Origin of the sequence: Streptomyces sp. 11-1-2 (assembly GCF_003595545.1) — a bacterium.
In the GTDB taxonomy this organism is placed as follows: domain Bacteria; phylum Actinomycetota; class Actinomycetes; order Streptomycetales; family Streptomycetaceae; genus Streptomyces; species Streptomyces hygroscopicus_B.
In genome coordinates this window covers 9,575,485-9,589,374 of sequence record NZ_CP022545.1, presented here as the reverse complement: position 1 = coordinate 9,589,374, position 13,890 = coordinate 9,575,485, and the positions used below count along the sequence as shown (strand labels likewise).

The window sequence follows — 13,890 nt, the reverse complement described above, 5'->3', positions numbered from 1 at the left end:
CCGGGGCAGACCGGGGCAGACCGGGGCAGACCGGGAGCATGAACGAAAGCGAAAGGCAATGGAAACGAAGATGTCAGTACTGGTCGTCACCGGCACGGGCACCGAAATCGGAAAGACCGTCAGCACGGCGGCCGTCGCCGCCGCGGCGCTCGCACGTGGCCGCTCGGTGGCGGTGCTCAAACCCGCCCAGACCGGTCTCGCGGAGGGCGAACCGGGCGACGCCGCGGAGGCGGCCCGGCTCGCCGGTGCGGTGACCCTGCTCGAACTCGCCCGCTACCCCGAGCCGCTGGCCCCCGCCACCGCCGCCCGCCGCGCCGGACGGCCGCCGGTGCGGCCGCACGAGGTGGCGGAGGCGGCCGAGAAGCTCGCCGCCGAGCACGATCTGGTGCTGGTCGAGGGCGCGGGCGGGCTGCTCGTACGGTTCGACGAGACGGGGGCGACGCTCGCCGACGCGGCCCGGCTGCTCGGCGCGCCCGTCCTCGTCGTCGCCCACGCGGGCCTCGGCACGCTCAACGCGACCACCCTGACCACCGAGGCGCTGCGCGCCCGCGGGCTGGAGTGCCCCGGCGTCGTCATCGGCAGCTGGCCCGCCGCCGCGGATCTCGCCTCCCGCTGCAATGTGGCCGATCTGCCGGAGTCGTCCGGTGTCCCGCTGCTGGGCGCCATCCCCCAGGGCGCCCCGGCCCTTCCGCCGGCCGACTTCCGGGCCGAGGCGCCCGGTTGGCTGGCGCCCCGACTGGACGGGAGCTGGGACGCGGCGCGGCTGGCCGCGTAGCGACGCCCTCCGCGTGGGCAGAATCCAGGTACCGGTTCCATCGTCCGTACCTGGGACAAGGGGGAGCTCCCATGCCCGTATGCCGTCGCACACCCCCGCGTGACGCCGTCCACCACCCGCTCTTCGCCCGCTGCTACGCCAGAATGAGCCCGCTGGCCGACGAGCGGGCGGGGGTCGGTGCGCTGCGCGGCGAGCTGCTGGCCGGGCTGTCCGGCCGGGTCATCGAGATCGGCGCGGGCAACGGGCTGAACTTCCCCCACTACCCCGAAGCCGTCTCCGAGGTGGTCGCCATCGAACCCGAGCGCCATCTGCGGCGGCTGGCCACCCGGGCGGGGCTGCGGGCCGGAGTGCCGGTGGACGTGGTGCCGGGCGTCGCCGAGGCGCTGCCGGTCAAGAGCGAGGCGTTCGACGCGGCGGTGGCCTGTCTGGTGCTGTGCTCGGTGCGCGATGTGCGGCGCGCGCTCGCCGAGCTGCTGCGGGTGCTGCGGCCCGGCGGTGAGCTGCGCTTCCTCGAGCACGGCCGCGCCGAGGGGCGAGTCCTGGCGACGACCCAGCGGGCGCTGGACCGCACGGTATGGCCGCTGATGTTCGGCGGCTGCCATACGGCGCGTGAGGTGCGATCGGAGATCGTGGCCGCGGGCTTCGAGCCGATGGGCCATCGTCGGCTGCGCATCCCCGAGCGGGGCCCGACGCTGCCGACGTCCCCGTGCGTGCTGGGCGCCGCGCGCCGCCCGGTACCGCCTTCGCGTCCGTGACCGCGGGCGCGCCGGGTACCGCCTTCCCATCCGTAACCGGGTGCGCGCCCCGCATCGCGTTCGCGCCCCGGCGTCGCCCTCCCGTTCGTCATCGCATTCGTGTACGCCCGCGTCCACGGGTGGGCGCATCGGCGGCCGGGTCCCTACCATCGAGGGCACGACGTTCCGATACGGGGAGGCATCGTGTCCACACCGGCGGCAACGAAGACGGACGGGGTCGCGGAGGGCGGCGCCCATGCGGCGGCCCGCGCCCGGTCCCTGACCAAGGCGTACGGCAGCGGCGAGACGGCCGTGCTCGCGCTGGACGCGGTGGACGTGGAGATCGAACGGGGCAGGTTCACCGCGGTGATGGGCCCGTCCGGATCCGGCAAGTCCACCCTGATGCACTGTCTGGCGGGTCTCGACACGGTCTCGTCGGGCCAGGCATGGCTGGGCGACACCGAGATCACCGGCCTGGGCGACAAGGAGCTGACCCAGCTCCGGCGCGACCGGATCGGCTTCATGTTCCAGTCGTTCAATCTGCTGCCCACGCTCAACGCGGCCGAGAACATCACCCTGCCCATGGACATCGCGGGTCACAAGCCCGATCGGGAGTGGGTGGACCGGGTCATCGACACCCTCGGGCTGCGGGACCGGCTCCGGCACCGGCCCGCCCAGCTGTCCGGCGGACAGCAGCAGCGGGTGGCGTGCGCCCGGGCGCTCGCCTCCCGCCCCGAGCTGATCTTCGCGGACGAGCCCACCGGCAACCTGGACTCACGGTCGGGCCTGGAGGTGCTGCGCTTTCTGCGGGAGGCCGTCGACGAGCTGGGCCAGACGGTCGTCATGGTCACCCACGACCCGAGCGCCGCCGCCCACTCCGATCTGGTGCTCTTCCTCGCCGACGGCCGGATCGTGGACCGGATGGAGCGGCCCACGGCCGAGGCGGTGCTGGAGCGGATGCATATCTTCCGGGACACGTCCGGGGCCGAGCCGGAACCCGACCCGCTGAGCTGAGCCCCGGGCACCGGCCCCGGCCGGTGCCCGATCGGCCGGACCGGTGAATGAGGTCGAGTGAGGGCGAGTGGGGACGAGCAATCCCGAACGGCGCCGATCTCCGATACGTTCGCCGTATCCGCGCTCAAGGAGGGCTCATGGCAAGGCCGTTCCGCTTCGGAGTCAATCTGCTCACCCTTGAATCGGCCGAGGCATGGCGGGCGAAGTGCCGCCACGCCGAGCAACTCGGCTATGACGTGCTGCTCACCCCCGACCACCTCGGCAACCCCGCCCCGTTCCCGGCGCTGGCCACCGCCGCCGAGGCGACCGAGCGCCCACGGCTGGGCACCTTCGTGCTCAACGCCGGCTTCTGGAACCCCGCGCTGCTCGCCCGGGAGGTGGCCACCTGCGACACGCTCACCGACGGCCGGCTGGAGCTCGGCCTGGGCGCCGGCTATGTCAAGGCCGAGCACGACAGCGCCGGGCTGCCCTTCGGTGCACCACGGGAACGGGTGGACCACCTCGTACATACCGTGGCCGAGTTGGAGCGTCTGCTGACCGATTCCGAGCACCGGCCGCGGCCCGTCCAGTCCCCGCGCCCGCCACTGCTGCTCGGCGGCAACGGCGACCGGCTGCTGCGGCTGGCCGCGCGCCATGCGGACATCGCGGCCTTCACCGGGGCGGTGCAGGCACCCGGCAAGCCCCAGGGCGCCCTGGAGCTGATCAGCCCCGAGGCGCTGGAGGAGCGGGTAGGCGCCTTCCGCCGCTTCGCCGCCGAAGCGGGGCGGGCGGAGGGGGCCGATGAGCCGGGTGAGGCGATCGAGCTGAACTACCTCATCCAGATGGCCGGGCCCGGCGCCGACCGGCGCGCTAAGGTGCGCGAGCTGTCCGGATACGCACCGGGCCTCACCGAGGACCAGCTGCTGGAGCACCCGGCGCTGCTGCTGGGCGACGCCAAGGAGATGGCGGAGCAGTTGCGGGCCCACCGCAAGCGGTTCGGCTTCTCGTACTTCACCGTGCTGGAGCACAACATGGAGGCACTCGCCCCGGTGATCGAGGAGCTGCACGGAAGTTGACCGGGCGGAATTCCCGTCGACGCCGCGGCCCGCCCGATGATGGGATGCGGCCATGAACGATCTTCGGATACGGGCCGCGGCCCCCGCCGACCTCGACACCGTGCTCGCCTTCTGGAAGGAGGCGGCGGAGGGCACCAGCATCAGCGACGACCGGGACGGGGTGGCCCGGCTGCTCGACCGCGACCCGGAGTCGCTGCTGCTGGCCGAGCGGGACGGGGAACTCGCCGGAACCGTGATCGCCGGTTTCGACGGCTGGCGCTGCCATCTGTACCGGCTGGCCGTCCACCCCGGGCACCGCCGCCGGGGCGTGGCGACGGCCCTGCTGGGGGCGGCCGAGGAGCGGTTCACGGCCCTGGGCGGGCGGCGCGGGGACGCGATGGTGCTCAACGAGAACGGGCCGGCCCACCATGCGTGGAGCGCGGCGGGCTATGAGCGCCAGCCGCAGTGGAGCCGCTGGGTCAAGCCGCTGGCCTCCTGACCCGGCGCGGCCGTCCCCGGCACGGCCGCGCGGGGGCTGCGTTCCTCCGGTCCCTGGCGGATCATGTGACGGAGGTGAACCGATGACCGAAGTCCTCCTCCTGGCCGTGGCGCTTCTCCTGGCGGTGACCTGTGGCGCCTTCGTCGCGGCGGAGTTCTCGCTGACCACGGTCGAGCGCAGCGAGCTGGAACGGGCGGCCGAACGCGGGGAGCGCGGTGCGGCCGGTGCGCTGAAGGCCGTGCGCAGCCTCACCTACCAGCTCTCCGGCGCGCAGCTCGGCATCACCGTGACCAATCTGGTCGTCGGCATGCTGGCCGAGCCGTCCGTCGCGGCCCTGCTGGCCGGACCGCTCACCGCGATCGGCGTACCCCAGTCGGCCGTCCGTTCGGCCGCGCTGGTGCTCGGCACCTTTCTGTCGACCGTCGTGCTGATGGTCGTCGGCGAGCTGGTGCCCAAGAACTGGGCCATCTCCCGGCCACTGCCGGTCGCCAAGGCCGTGGCGACCCCGCAGCGCGTCTTCAGCTCCGTCTTCCGCCCGCTGATCAGCCATCTCAACAACACCGCCAACCGCACCGTGCGCCGGATGGGCCTGGAGCCCGCCGAGGAGCTGGCCTCCGCGCGCGGCCCGCAGGAGCTGATCGCCCTCGCCCGCCACTCCGCCAAGGAGGGCGCGTTGGAGGAGGACACCGCCGAGCTGTTCGTGCGCACCCTGAACCTCGCCGAGCTCACCGCGCAGAACGTGATGACCCCGAGAGTGCGGGTGGTGGCGCTGGACATACGGGCCACCGCCGAGGACGTCGCCAACGCCACCCGCGCCACCGGGCTGTCCCGCTTCCCCGTCTACCAGAGCAGCCTGGACACGGTGACCGGCCTCGTCCACATCAAGGACGTCCTGGCGGTCCCCGCCGAGGAGCGGCCCCGCCGCCCGGTCTCCGATCTGATGCGCGAGGCACTGTTCGTCCCGGAGTCGCTGACCGTGGACCGGCTGCTGGACCGGCTCTCGGCACAGCGCAGCATGGCCGTGGTCATCGACGAGTACGGCGGCACGGCCGGGGTCGTCACGCTGGAGGACATCGTCGAGGAGGTGGTCGGCGAGGTCCGCGACGAGCACGATCCGAAGGAGACCCCCCATCTGATGCCGATGGGCCGGGACGCGGAGGGCCATGCGCTGTACGACGCGGACGGCGCGGCCCGCATGGATCAGCTCAAGCGCATCGGGCTGCGGGTGCCGCCGGGCCCGTACGACACCCTGGCCGGGCTGATCGCCACCGAGCTGGGCCGGATCCCCGCCGTCGGCGACACCGTCGAGCTGGCGGGCTGGTCCGTGGAGGTGCGCAAGGTGACGAGCCACCGCGCGGCCCGGGTCCGGCTGCGGGCGCCGCTGCGCGGTGCCGGGAGCGACGGCGGCGTGCCCGGTGCCGAGGGGGCGACGGGCCGATGACCGTCCTCCAGCTCCTGATCGGCCTGCTGACGCTGGTCCTCAACGCCTTCTTCGTGGGCGCGGAGTTCGCCCTGATCTCGGTGCGCCGCAGCCAGATCGATCCGCACGCCCAGCAGGGCGACCGGCGGGCCCGGTCCGTGCTGTGGGCCCTGGAGCACCTCTCCGCGCTGCTGGCCGCGGCCCAGCTCGGGATCACGCTGTGCACGCTGGTGCTGGGCGCCGTCGCGGAACCCGCCATCGCGCATCTGCTGGAGCCGTTCTTCCATGTGGTGGGGCTGCCGCTGGGTCTGGTGCACCCGGTCTCGTTCGTGATCGCGCTGGCGGTGGCCACCTATCTGCACATGCTGTTCGGCGAGATGGTGCCCAAGAACGTGGCGCTGGCCGAGCCGGTGCGCACCGTGCTGTTGCTCGGCCCGCCCCTGGTCACCCTCGCCCGCACCCTGCGCCCGGTGATCTTCGGCGTGAACTCCTTGGCGAACGGGCTGCTGAAGCTGATGCGAGTGGAGCCCAAGGGCGAGGTCGCGGCGACCTTCTCGGACGATGAGCTGGCCCGGATGGTCTCGGACTCCAGCGAGGCCGGGCTGCTGGACGACCGCGCCACCGTGCGGCTGCGGGACGTGCTGGAGCTGGGCCGGCGACGGGTGCGGGATGTCGTGCTGCCCATGGATCAGGTGGTCAAGGCGCAGCTCGGGGTGACCCCCGAGGAGCTGGAACAACTGGCGGCGCGGACCGGCTTCTCACGGTTCCCGGTGGTCGACGACTCCGGGCGGATCCTGGGCTATCTGCATGTGAAGGACGCGCTGGACGCACGGCCCCGGGATGTACCGTTCCGCCCCGATCAGCTGCGCCCGATCCCCCGGGTGCGGTCCCATACGCCGCTGGACGACGTGCTCACCGCGATGCGCGACAGCCGTACCCACCTCGCGGCGGTCATCGCCGCGGACGGACGGCTGGAGGGGCTGGTGACCATGGAGGACGTGCTGCGCGAGCTGGTCGCCTGAATCACCTATGTGGCCGCTATGTGGCCGCGCGCCTCATTCCTCGTCGCGTCCGGTCACTCCTCGGTGCGTCTGGACTCATGGGCGATGATGCACTCCTGCCAGTGGGCCAGCGCTTCCTCCCGTCCGCCGCCGCCCTCCTCGGCCACCGCCACCAGCGCATGGGCGGCCATCGCGGCGAGCCGCACCGCGACCCGGCACGCATCGCGCATCTCGAGCGGCTCCAGGAGGGCGGCGGCGCCCTCCCCGTCGTCGGCGAGCGCGGCGGCGACGATGGCCATGGTCGTGCGGTCGCATTCGAAGGCATCCACGTCGACCAGACTGCCCCGCCACGCGGCGCGCGGAACCCCGCGCGGTCCAAGCGGGCCAACCGGAGGGCATCGGCCGGCGGCCGCGCGAGGCTCAGCGGCGGGGGCCGGGGGCGCTGCCGGGGCCGGTACCGGGCCGGGTGCCCATCGGGTCGTAGCGGAAGATCACGTACTCGACCCGGCCGATGACCTTGGTGCGGTTCGTCCGCCGGTACAGCTCCGGTGGCCGGAAGATGTTGTCGTCGTAGATGTCCGCGCCGGGCTCCACATTCCAGCTGGCGGTCGTCCCGTTCCGCGCTCCGCCCTCGAAGTAGATGTGGGTCATCGCCATGCGGCTCATCATGCTCGCGGTCGGCGGTCAACGCAGCCCGCACACCGGGATAGGATCGCCTGCGCCATGCAGACGAACATCACCTACAGCAGCTTTGTCGCGGTCGGCGACTCCTTCACCGAGGGCATGTCGGACCGGCTCCCCGACGGTACTTACCGAGGCTGGGCGGATCTGCTCGCCGGTCGGCTCGCGGCCCACAGCCCCGGCTTCCGATACGCCAACCTCGCGGTCCGCGGCAAGCTGATCGGGCAGATCGTCGAGGAGCAGACGGGACCGGCGGCGGCCATGGGCGCCGATCTGGTGACCCTGGTCGGCGGGCTGAACGATGTACTGCGGCCGAAATGCGATGTGGGCCGGGTGTGCGCCCTGCTGGAGGAGGCCGTCGAGCGGCTGGCGCCCACCTGCAAGCGGCTGGTGCTGATGCGCAGCCCGGGGCGGCGCGGGCCGGTGTTCGAGCGGTTCCAGCCACGGATGGAGCAGCTGTTCTCGGTCATCGACGAGCTGGGCGCACGGCATGACGCGACCGTCGTGGACCTGTTCGCCTCCCAGGCCGTCGGGGACCCCCGGATGTGGGACGAGGACCGGCTGCATCTGAACGCCGAGGGGCACCGGCGAGTCGCCGAGGCCATCTGGCAGGCGCTGGGCCATGAGCCGGAGGCCGACTGGAACGCGCCCCTGCCGCCCGCGGTGCCCGTCGGCTGGATAGCCCGCCGCACCTCGGACGTGCGGTTCGCCCGCCAGCACCTCGGGCCGTGGATCGGCAGGCGGCTGACCGGCCGCTCCTCGGGCGACGGTCGCGCCCCCAAGCGCACCGAGCTGCTGCCGTACGAGGGCTGATCCTCAGCTCTTCCGCAGCCCTTTCGCAGCTCATCCGTGGCTGATTCGCAGGGCCCGCGCCCGCCCGCGCCCCGGGCCCTTCGGAGGGGTCCCTCGGCCACCGATCTGGCCTGCGAGGACGGCCAGTAGACTCTGTGCACGTGACTGGTAAGCCGCGCATTCCGAACGTCCTGGCCAACCGCTACGCCTCCGCGGAGCTGGCCGTCCTGTGGTCCCCCGAGTACAAGGTGACGCTGGAGCGGCGGCTGTGGCTCGCCGTGCTGCGCGCCCAGAAGGACCTCGGAATCGAGGTGCCGGACGCCGCCCTCGCCGACTACGAGCGGGTCCTGGATTCCGTCGACCTGGCCTCGATCGCCGAGCGCGAGAAGGTCACCCGCCACGATGTGAAGGCCCGGATCGAGGAGTTCAACGCCCTCGCCGGCCATGAGCACGTCCACAAGGGCATGACTTCCCGCGATCTCACCGAGAACGTGGAGCAGCTCCAGATCCGGCTCTCCCTGGAGCTGGTACGGGACCGTACGGTCGCGGTGCTGGCCCGGCTCGGCAAGCTGGCCGCCGAGCACGCCGAGCTGGTGATGGCCGGCCGGTCGCACAATGTGGCGGCGCAGGCCACCACGCTCGGCAAGCGGTTCGCCACCGCGGCGGACGAGCTGCTGGTGGCGTACGGGCGGCTGGAGGACCTGCTGGGCCGCTATCCGCTGCGGGGCGTCAAGGGCCCGGTCGGCACCGCGCAGGACATGCTGGACCTGCTCGGTGGCGACGCGGAGAAGCTGGCCGAGCTGGAGCGCCGGGTCGCCGCCCACCTCGGCTTCGCGCAGGCGTTCACCTCCGTCGGCCAGGTCTATCCGCGCTCGCTGGACTACGACGTCGTCACCGCGCTGGTGCAGCTCGCCGCGGCCCCGTCCTCGCTGGCCAAGACCATCCGGCTGATGGCCGGACACGAGCTGGTGACCGAGGGCTTCAAGCCCGGCCAGGTCGGCTCGTCCGCGATGCCGCACAAGATGAACACCCGCTCCTGCGAGCGCGTCAACGGCCTCGCCGTGATCCTGCGCGGCTATGCCTCGATGACCGGGGAGCTGGCGGGCGACCAGTGGAACGAGGGCGATGTCTCCTGCTCGGTGGTGCGCCGGGTCGCGCTGCCGGACGCGTTCTTCGCCTTCGACGGGCTGCTGGAGACCTTCCTGACCGTGCTCGACGAATTCGGCGCCTTCCCCGCCGTCGTCGCCCGTGAGCTGGACCGCTACCTGCCCTTCCTCGCCACGACGAAGGTGCTGATGGGTGCCGTCCGGGCCGGGGTGGGCCGCGAGGTCGCCCATGAGGCCATCAAGGAGAACGCGGTGGCCGCGGCGCTGGCGATGCGCGAGCAGGGCGCCGAGCGCAATGAGCTGCTCGACTCGCTCGCCGCCGATGAGCGCATCCCGCTGGACCGGGCCGGTCTCGACGCGCTGATGGACGACAAGCTCTCCTTCACGGGCGCGGCCGCGAACCAGGTCGGCGCGGTGGTCGCCCGGATCGAGGAGATCGTCAAGGAGCGCCCGGCGGCCGCCGCCTACACTCCCGGCTCGATCCTCTGACGTCGGCGATGACCCCCGCCGAACTGGAGGCCGCCCGCGACCGCCTCGTCCCCGATGTGGTCGCGGACGGCCTGCGGGTCCTCTTCTGCGGTATCAACCCCGGGCTGATGACGGCCGCCACCGGCCACCATTTCGCCCGCCCCGGCAACCGCTTCTGGCCCACGCTGCACGCTTCGGGCTTCACCCCGCGGCAGTTGCACCCGTCCGAGCAGTCGGAGCTGGTGCACTATGGCCTGGGCATCACCAATGTGGTGGCGCGCGCCAGTGCGCGGGCCGATGAGCTGAGCGACGAGGAGTACCGGGAGGGCGGCCGGATCCTGGAGGAGAAGGTGCTCCGGCTGCGGCCACGCTGGCTGGCGGTGGCGGGGGTCACCGCCTACCGCGTCGCGTTCGGCGACAAGAAGGCCAAGATCGGCCCGCAGACGCGCACGATAGGGGACACCCGCATCTGGGCCCTGCCGAATCCCAGCGGCCTGAACGCGCACTGGACACTGGCGACGATGGCGGAGGAGTACGGCCGCCTGCGCGCCACCGCCGAGGCGGACGGCTAGAAGCGGACGGCCAGGCGGAGGCCGGGGCCGGAGGGATGGGCCGGAGGCGGGGGCGTCATATCGCCCCCTCCTCCCCTATCCCCACCAGGAGCTGGAACGGCAGCTCGCGGTCGCCCTGCCCCACGCCCAACCCGACCCAGCGGCCGTCTACGCGCCAGATGCTCAGCTCGGGCACGTAACCACACAGGGTGTCCAGCGGGGGCGGAACGGGCTCGCCCATCGCCGAGCGCTCCAGGGAGTCGGTGAGATCGAGGACATCGGGGGCACCCCACCGTAAGGTCAGCACCTGGACCAGCACACTCAGCTCGGCCTCGAACTCCTCCAGCACTTCCTCGACCCGGGTCAGATCGGCGTCCCAGAAGTCCTCGCTGACGCGGAGGTCGGCGACATGGAAGCCGGGGCCGCTCGCCACCCGCCCGTCGGCGGCCCGCTGCGCGGGGAAGTCCCGCGCGCGCAGCTGATCGATCGTGGCCACATGGTCCGCCGTACTGGTCATGGTGTCAGTAAACCCTGCGAGTCGGACATCTGGCCGCCCGTCAGATGACCATCTCGGTGGCCGGGCGGTCCGGGTGGGAGGAGGCACTCGCCGCCTCCCCGTCCAGCGGATACGATCCGGCAGATACGCACTGGGAGGGAGGCCGACGTTGGCGCGGCTCACCGGCGGGGATCCGTCTCTGCTGCGACGCATCAACTCCGCCGTGGTACTGCACGCGTTGCGCGCGGCGACCGCGTCCGGCACGGCCACCGAGGGTGGCCCGGACGACGCGGGTGGCCCGGACGACGCGGGCGGCTGTGCCGGTAGCGCGAGCCTCACCGATCTCACGCGGGTGACCGGGCTGTCCCGGCCCACCGTCGAGGGCGTGATCGACGGACTGGCCGACAGCGGTCTGGTGGTCGAGGTGCCCGCCGAGGAGGGCGGCGTCCGCCGCCAGGGCCGCCCCGCGCGCCGCTTCCGCTTCCGGGCCGAGGCCGGGCATCTGCTGGGCATAGAGATAGGGGCACACCGGGTCGCCGCGCTCCTGTCGGACCTCGACGGACACGCGCTCGGCTCGATCGTGCGCGAGGTCTCGGAGAAGGCGTCGGCGGACGAGCGGCTGGAGCGAGTACGCACCGCCGTGGCGGATCTGCTGCGGCGCGCGGGGGTGGCCCGGTTCTCGCTGCGCGCGGTCGGGGTGGGCAGCCCCGGCATCGTCGAGGCCGACGGCACCGTCCATCTGTGCACCGCGCTCCCCGGCTGGACCGGACTGCCTCTGGGCGAGCGGCTGCGGCGGTCCTTCCGCTGTCCGGTACTGGTGGAGAACGATGCGAACACGGCGGCGGTGGCCGAGCACTGGAAGGGCGCGGCGGTCGGCTCGGACGATGTGGTCTTCGTGCTGGCCGGGTTGAGCCCGGGGGCCGGGTCGTTGATCGGCGGCCGGCTCCACCGTGGCTTCGGCGGCGCCGCCGGGGAGATCGGGGCGCTGCATCTGCTGGGCCGCGAGGCCGCCCCGGAGGAGGTGCTCTCCACGACCGGGGAGCCGCTGAACCCGCTGGACGAGGCGCAGGTCGCGCATGTCTTCGCGCTGGCCCGCGACGGCGACGTACGCGCCCGCGCGGCCGTGGACCGCTTCGTCCGCAGGCTGGTGCACGACACGGCGGCCCTGGTGCTGGCGCTGGACCCCGAGGTCGTCGTGGTCGGCGGCTGGGCCGCCGGGCTGGACGGTGTGCTGGCCCCGCTGCGCGATGAGCTGTCCCGCTACTGTCTGCGGGCCCCGGAGGTCACGCTCTCGCTGCTGGGCGAGGCGGCGGTGACCACGGGGGCACTGCGGCTGGCCCTCGACCATGTGGAGCAGGAGCTTTTCGCGGTCGACAGCACGGTGACGACCCGCCGCGCGAGCCGCTGACGCGGGACGCGGGGCGGGCCGGACGTTTCGGGTTTTGCGATGCGTACGCGGCGGCGCGACGCGGGCACACGACATGCGCCGAACCCACGACACAGATCGGGCCCGGATCAGCCCGCCAGAAGCTCCTCGCCCGCCGCGTCACCGAAGGTGAGCCGGCAGGTGTCGGCCCGGTAGGTGGCCACGGCGACGGCCGCGGTGCGCCCCGCGGTCACATAGCGGGTGGTCACGAGGAGGACGGGGGCGCCGGGCAGCCGGTCGAGCTCCTTGGCGTCGTCCGCGCGGGCCGAGCCGAGCTCCACGGTCTGCTCACGGCCCTCCAGCTCCAGCCGGCGCAGCTCGCGCAGCACCGCGCGGGCGCGGGCCAGCCCGCTGGGGGTGTCGATGGCGGCGAGGCCGGGGACGGACACAGCCGGTACGTACAGCAGCTCGGCGGCGAGCGGCTGGCCGTGGGTCATCCGGGTGCGGCGCACCCGGTGGACCGGGGTGTCGGGGTCGAGCTCCAGCAGCCGGGCGACCTCGGCGGGCGGCACGACCTCGGTGCTGTCCACGGTCTGCCAGGTGTCCTCACCGGAGGTGTCGGTCCAGCCGTGGGCGTAGTCCCCGACGGCCACGCCGACGCGGGGCGGGGCGACGGTGGTGCCGACGCCGCGGCGGCGCTGCAGCCTGCCCTCCAGCTCCAGCTGCTCGAGGGCCTGTCGGAGGGTGGCGCGGGCGACGCCGAAGCGGGCTGCCAGCTCACGCTCGTTGGGCAGGATCTCGCCGACCGCGAACTCCGAGTCGAGTGCGTCGCTGAGCACGGTCTTCAGATGCCAGTACTTGGGCTCAGGCACCGATTCCAGCTGAGTGGTCCCCACGCTGTCCCCCTTGATTCCGACGGCCGGCAGTCCTGCGCGCCTTCACAGTTATGCGCGCTTCTTTATTAAAGGTTGTTGCAGTATCAATGTGACCATAAGGCGGCGTGCGAACTTGGTCAAGACCAATCCTTTGACCGGTTATCGTCGGTGACCGTCGGAACGAAATGCGTTATGGGGCGGGAGCTGAGCACGGGGATGGGCATGGACCAGGTCACGGTGGTCACCGGGGGCAGTCGCGGTATCGGAGCGGCGGTGGCGGTGCGGCTCGCCCACGCCGGGCACAGCGTCGCCATCGGCTACGAGAGCGCCCAGGACGCGGCGGAGCGGTGGGCGGCGGCGGTGCGCGCGGAGGGTGTGCGGTCGGTGGTCGTCCAGGCCGACACCAGCGACGCGGAGCAGGTCGAGGCGATGTTCGACCGGGTGCGGGAGGAGCTGGGCCCGATCACCGGTCTGGTCAACAACGCCGGGATCACCGGGCCGTTGGGCCGCTTCACCGAGACCTCACCCGAGGTGATGCGCCGCGTCGTGGACGTCAATGTGACCGGGGCCCTGCTGTGCGCCCGGCGCGCGGCGCGCGAGATGTCCACGCGCCACGGCGGACAGGGCGGCGCCATCGTCAACATCTCCTCGGGTGCGGCGACGACCGGCAGCCCCGGGGAGTATGTGCACTACGCCGCCAGCAAGGCGGCGGTCGACACGATGACCGTCGGACTGTCGAAGGAGCTGGCGGCGGAGGGGATTCGGGTCAACTCCGTCCAGCCCGGGATGACGCTGACCGACATCCACGCGCGGATGGGCGACCCCGAGCGGCCGTGGCGCAACCCCGGGCGGGTGCCGATGGGGCGCCCGGGCGAGCCGGAGGAGATCGCGGGTGCGGTGGCGTGGCTGCTGTCGCCGGAGGCGTCGTACACGACGGGCGCGGTGCTGCGGGTCGCGGGCGGGCTGTAACCGCGCCGACCGGATCGCGCACCGCTCACGGTCGGCGCCGGCGTAGGCACGGGCACAGGCACTACCCCCCGGTAACTCTTGCTGACATGCTGTCTCATACGCCGCATGC

General features: G+C 72.7%; 16 protein-coding genes. 12 read left to right on the top strand and 4 right to left on the bottom strand.

The window, feature by feature from the left end; genetic code table 11:
• Nucleotides 1-70: 70 nt before the first annotated feature.
• The 7 genes from bioD (at nt 71) to CGL27_RS41255 (ending at nt 6,498) form a co-directional block, all read left to right on the top strand.
• Complete coding sequence (bioD, locus tag CGL27_RS41285) at nt 71-775, top strand: dethiobiotin synthase (RefSeq protein ID WP_240450820.1); 705 nt, start codon at nt 71-73, stop codon at nt 773-775.
• Nucleotides 776-846: 71 nt separating this feature from the next.
• Nucleotides 847-1,530: a class I SAM-dependent methyltransferase gene (locus tag CGL27_RS41280; RefSeq protein ID WP_078639288.1), complete on the top strand. Its 684-nt coding sequence runs from the start codon at nt 847-849 to the stop codon at nt 1,528-1,530.
• 183 nt (nt 1,531-1,713) lie between these two features.
• Nucleotides 1,714-2,523, top strand: coding sequence for an ABC transporter ATP-binding protein (locus CGL27_RS41275; protein ID WP_119992600.1), 810 nt, complete (start codon nt 1,714-1,716; stop codon nt 2,521-2,523).
• 137 nt (nt 2,524-2,660) lie between these two features.
• Nucleotides 2,661-3,578 (top strand): LLM class F420-dependent oxidoreductase, encoded by a 918-nt coding sequence (locus tag CGL27_RS41270; RefSeq protein ID WP_119992599.1) that lies wholly within the window; start codon nt 2,661-2,663, stop codon nt 3,576-3,578.
• 52 nt (nt 3,579-3,630) lie between these two features.
• Nucleotides 3,631-4,056 carry a GNAT family N-acetyltransferase gene (locus CGL27_RS41265; RefSeq protein ID WP_119992598.1) on the top strand — a complete coding sequence of 142 codons (426 nt, stop codon included), beginning with the start codon at nt 3,631-3,633 and terminating at the stop codon, nt 4,054-4,056.
• Nucleotides 4,057-4,138: 82 nt separating this feature from the next.
• Complete coding sequence (locus CGL27_RS41260; protein WP_119992597.1) at nt 4,139-5,497, top strand: hemolysin family protein; 1,359 nt, start codon at nt 4,139-4,141, stop codon at nt 5,495-5,497.
• Entirely contained in the window at nt 5,494-6,498 is a 1,005-nt protein-coding gene (locus CGL27_RS41255; protein ID WP_119992596.1) for a hemolysin family protein, read from the top strand. The genes CGL27_RS41260 and CGL27_RS41255 overlap by 4 nt, the downstream gene beginning before the upstream one ends.
• 53 nt (nt 6,499-6,551) lie before the next feature.
• On the opposite strand, the gene CGL27_RS41250 is transcribed toward CGL27_RS41255, so the two are convergent.
• On the bottom strand, nt 6,552-6,806 hold the full coding sequence (locus CGL27_RS41250) for a hypothetical protein (RefSeq protein WP_162953185.1): 255 nt from the start codon (nt 6,804-6,806) through the stop codon (nt 6,552-6,554).
• A 91-nt stretch (nt 6,807-6,897) separates the two neighbouring features.
• Nucleotides 6,898-7,134 carry a hypothetical protein gene (locus CGL27_RS41245; RefSeq protein ID WP_237298529.1) on the bottom strand — a complete coding sequence of 79 codons (237 nt, stop codon included), beginning with the start codon at nt 7,132-7,134 and terminating at the stop codon, nt 6,898-6,900.
• A 66-nt stretch (nt 7,135-7,200) separates the two neighbouring features.
• Here CGL27_RS41245 and CGL27_RS41240 point away from each other — a divergent pair, with 66 nt between their 5' ends.
• The 3 genes from CGL27_RS41240 (at nt 7,201) to mug (ending at nt 10,096) form a co-directional block, all read left to right on the top strand.
• Nucleotides 7,201-7,971 (top strand): SGNH/GDSL hydrolase family protein, encoded by a 771-nt coding sequence (locus tag CGL27_RS41240; RefSeq protein ID WP_119992595.1) that lies wholly within the window; start codon nt 7,201-7,203, stop codon nt 7,969-7,971.
• A 140-nt stretch (nt 7,972-8,111) separates the two neighbouring features.
• Complete coding sequence (gene purB, locus CGL27_RS41235) at nt 8,112-9,545, top strand: adenylosuccinate lyase (RefSeq protein WP_119994802.1); 1,434 nt, start codon at nt 8,112-8,114, stop codon at nt 9,543-9,545.
• Nucleotides 9,546-9,553: 8 nt separating this feature from the next.
• Nucleotides 9,554-10,096, top strand: coding sequence for a G/U mismatch-specific DNA glycosylase (gene mug, locus CGL27_RS41230; protein WP_119992594.1), 543 nt, complete (start codon nt 9,554-9,556; stop codon nt 10,094-10,096).
• A 55-nt stretch (nt 10,097-10,151) separates the two neighbouring features.
• Here the strand turns inward: mug and CGL27_RS41225 are convergent, their stop codons facing one another.
• Complete coding sequence (locus CGL27_RS41225; protein WP_119992593.1) at nt 10,152-10,592, bottom strand: hypothetical protein; 441 nt, start codon at nt 10,590-10,592, stop codon at nt 10,152-10,154.
• Nucleotides 10,593-10,740: 148 nt separating this feature from the next.
• Between CGL27_RS41225 and CGL27_RS41220 the strand changes: the two genes are divergently transcribed.
• Nucleotides 10,741-11,979: an ROK family protein gene (locus tag CGL27_RS41220; protein WP_119992592.1), complete on the top strand. Its 1,239-nt coding sequence runs from the start codon at nt 10,741-10,743 to the stop codon at nt 11,977-11,979.
• Between the two features lie 107 nt (nt 11,980-12,086).
• On the opposite strand, the gene CGL27_RS41215 is transcribed toward CGL27_RS41220, so the two are convergent.
• The gene (locus CGL27_RS41215) at nt 12,087-12,833 is read right to left on the bottom strand and encodes a GntR family transcriptional regulator (protein WP_078639299.1); all 747 of its coding nucleotides are present in this window, start codon (nt 12,831-12,833) and stop codon (nt 12,087-12,089) included.
• A 201-nt stretch (nt 12,834-13,034) separates the two neighbouring features.
• Here CGL27_RS41215 and CGL27_RS41210 point away from each other — a divergent pair, with 201 nt between their 5' ends.
• Nucleotides 13,035-13,781 carry an SDR family oxidoreductase gene (locus CGL27_RS41210; protein WP_119994801.1) on the top strand — a complete coding sequence of 249 codons (747 nt, stop codon included), beginning with the start codon at nt 13,035-13,037 and terminating at the stop codon, nt 13,779-13,781.
• Nucleotides 13,782-13,890: the final 109 nt, after the last annotated feature.

Excerpts from the sequence above, each read along its gene's own strand:
- CGL27_RS41240 (WP_119992595.1), top strand. The coding sequence starts at position 7,201 with ATGCAGACGAACATCACCTACAGCAGCTTTGTCGCGGTCGGCGACTCC.
- CGL27_RS41270 (WP_119992599.1), top strand. The coding sequence starts at position 2,661 with ATGGCAAGGCCGTTCCGCTTCGGAGTCAATCTGCTCACCCTTGAATCG.
- CGL27_RS41255 (WP_119992596.1), top strand. The coding sequence starts at position 5,494 with ATGACCGTCCTCCAGCTCCTGATCGGCCTGCTGACGCTGGTCCTCAAC.
- CGL27_RS41260 (WP_119992597.1), top strand. The coding sequence starts at position 4,139 with ATGACCGAAGTCCTCCTCCTGGCCGTGGCGCTTCTCCTGGCGGTGACC.
- bioD (WP_240450820.1), top strand. The coding sequence starts at position 71 with ATGTCAGTACTGGTCGTCACCGGCACGGGCACCGAAATCGGAAAGACC.
- CGL27_RS41245 (WP_237298529.1), bottom strand. The coding sequence starts at position 7,134 with ATGGCGATGACCCACATCTACTTCGAGGGCGGAGCGCGGAACGGGACG.
- CGL27_RS41210 (WP_119994801.1), top strand. The coding sequence starts at position 13,035 with ATGGACCAGGTCACGGTGGTCACCGGGGGCAGTCGCGGTATCGGAGCG.
- CGL27_RS41280 (WP_078639288.1), top strand. The coding sequence starts at position 847 with ATGCCCGTATGCCGTCGCACACCCCCGCGTGACGCCGTCCACCACCCG.
- CGL27_RS41225 (WP_119992593.1), bottom strand. The coding sequence starts at position 10,592 with ATGACCAGTACGGCGGACCATGTGGCCACGATCGATCAGCTGCGCGCG.
- CGL27_RS41265 (WP_119992598.1), top strand. The coding sequence starts at position 3,631 with ATGAACGATCTTCGGATACGGGCCGCGGCCCCCGCCGACCTCGACACC.
- mug (WP_119992594.1), top strand. The coding sequence starts at position 9,554 with ATGACCCCCGCCGAACTGGAGGCCGCCCGCGACCGCCTCGTCCCCGAT.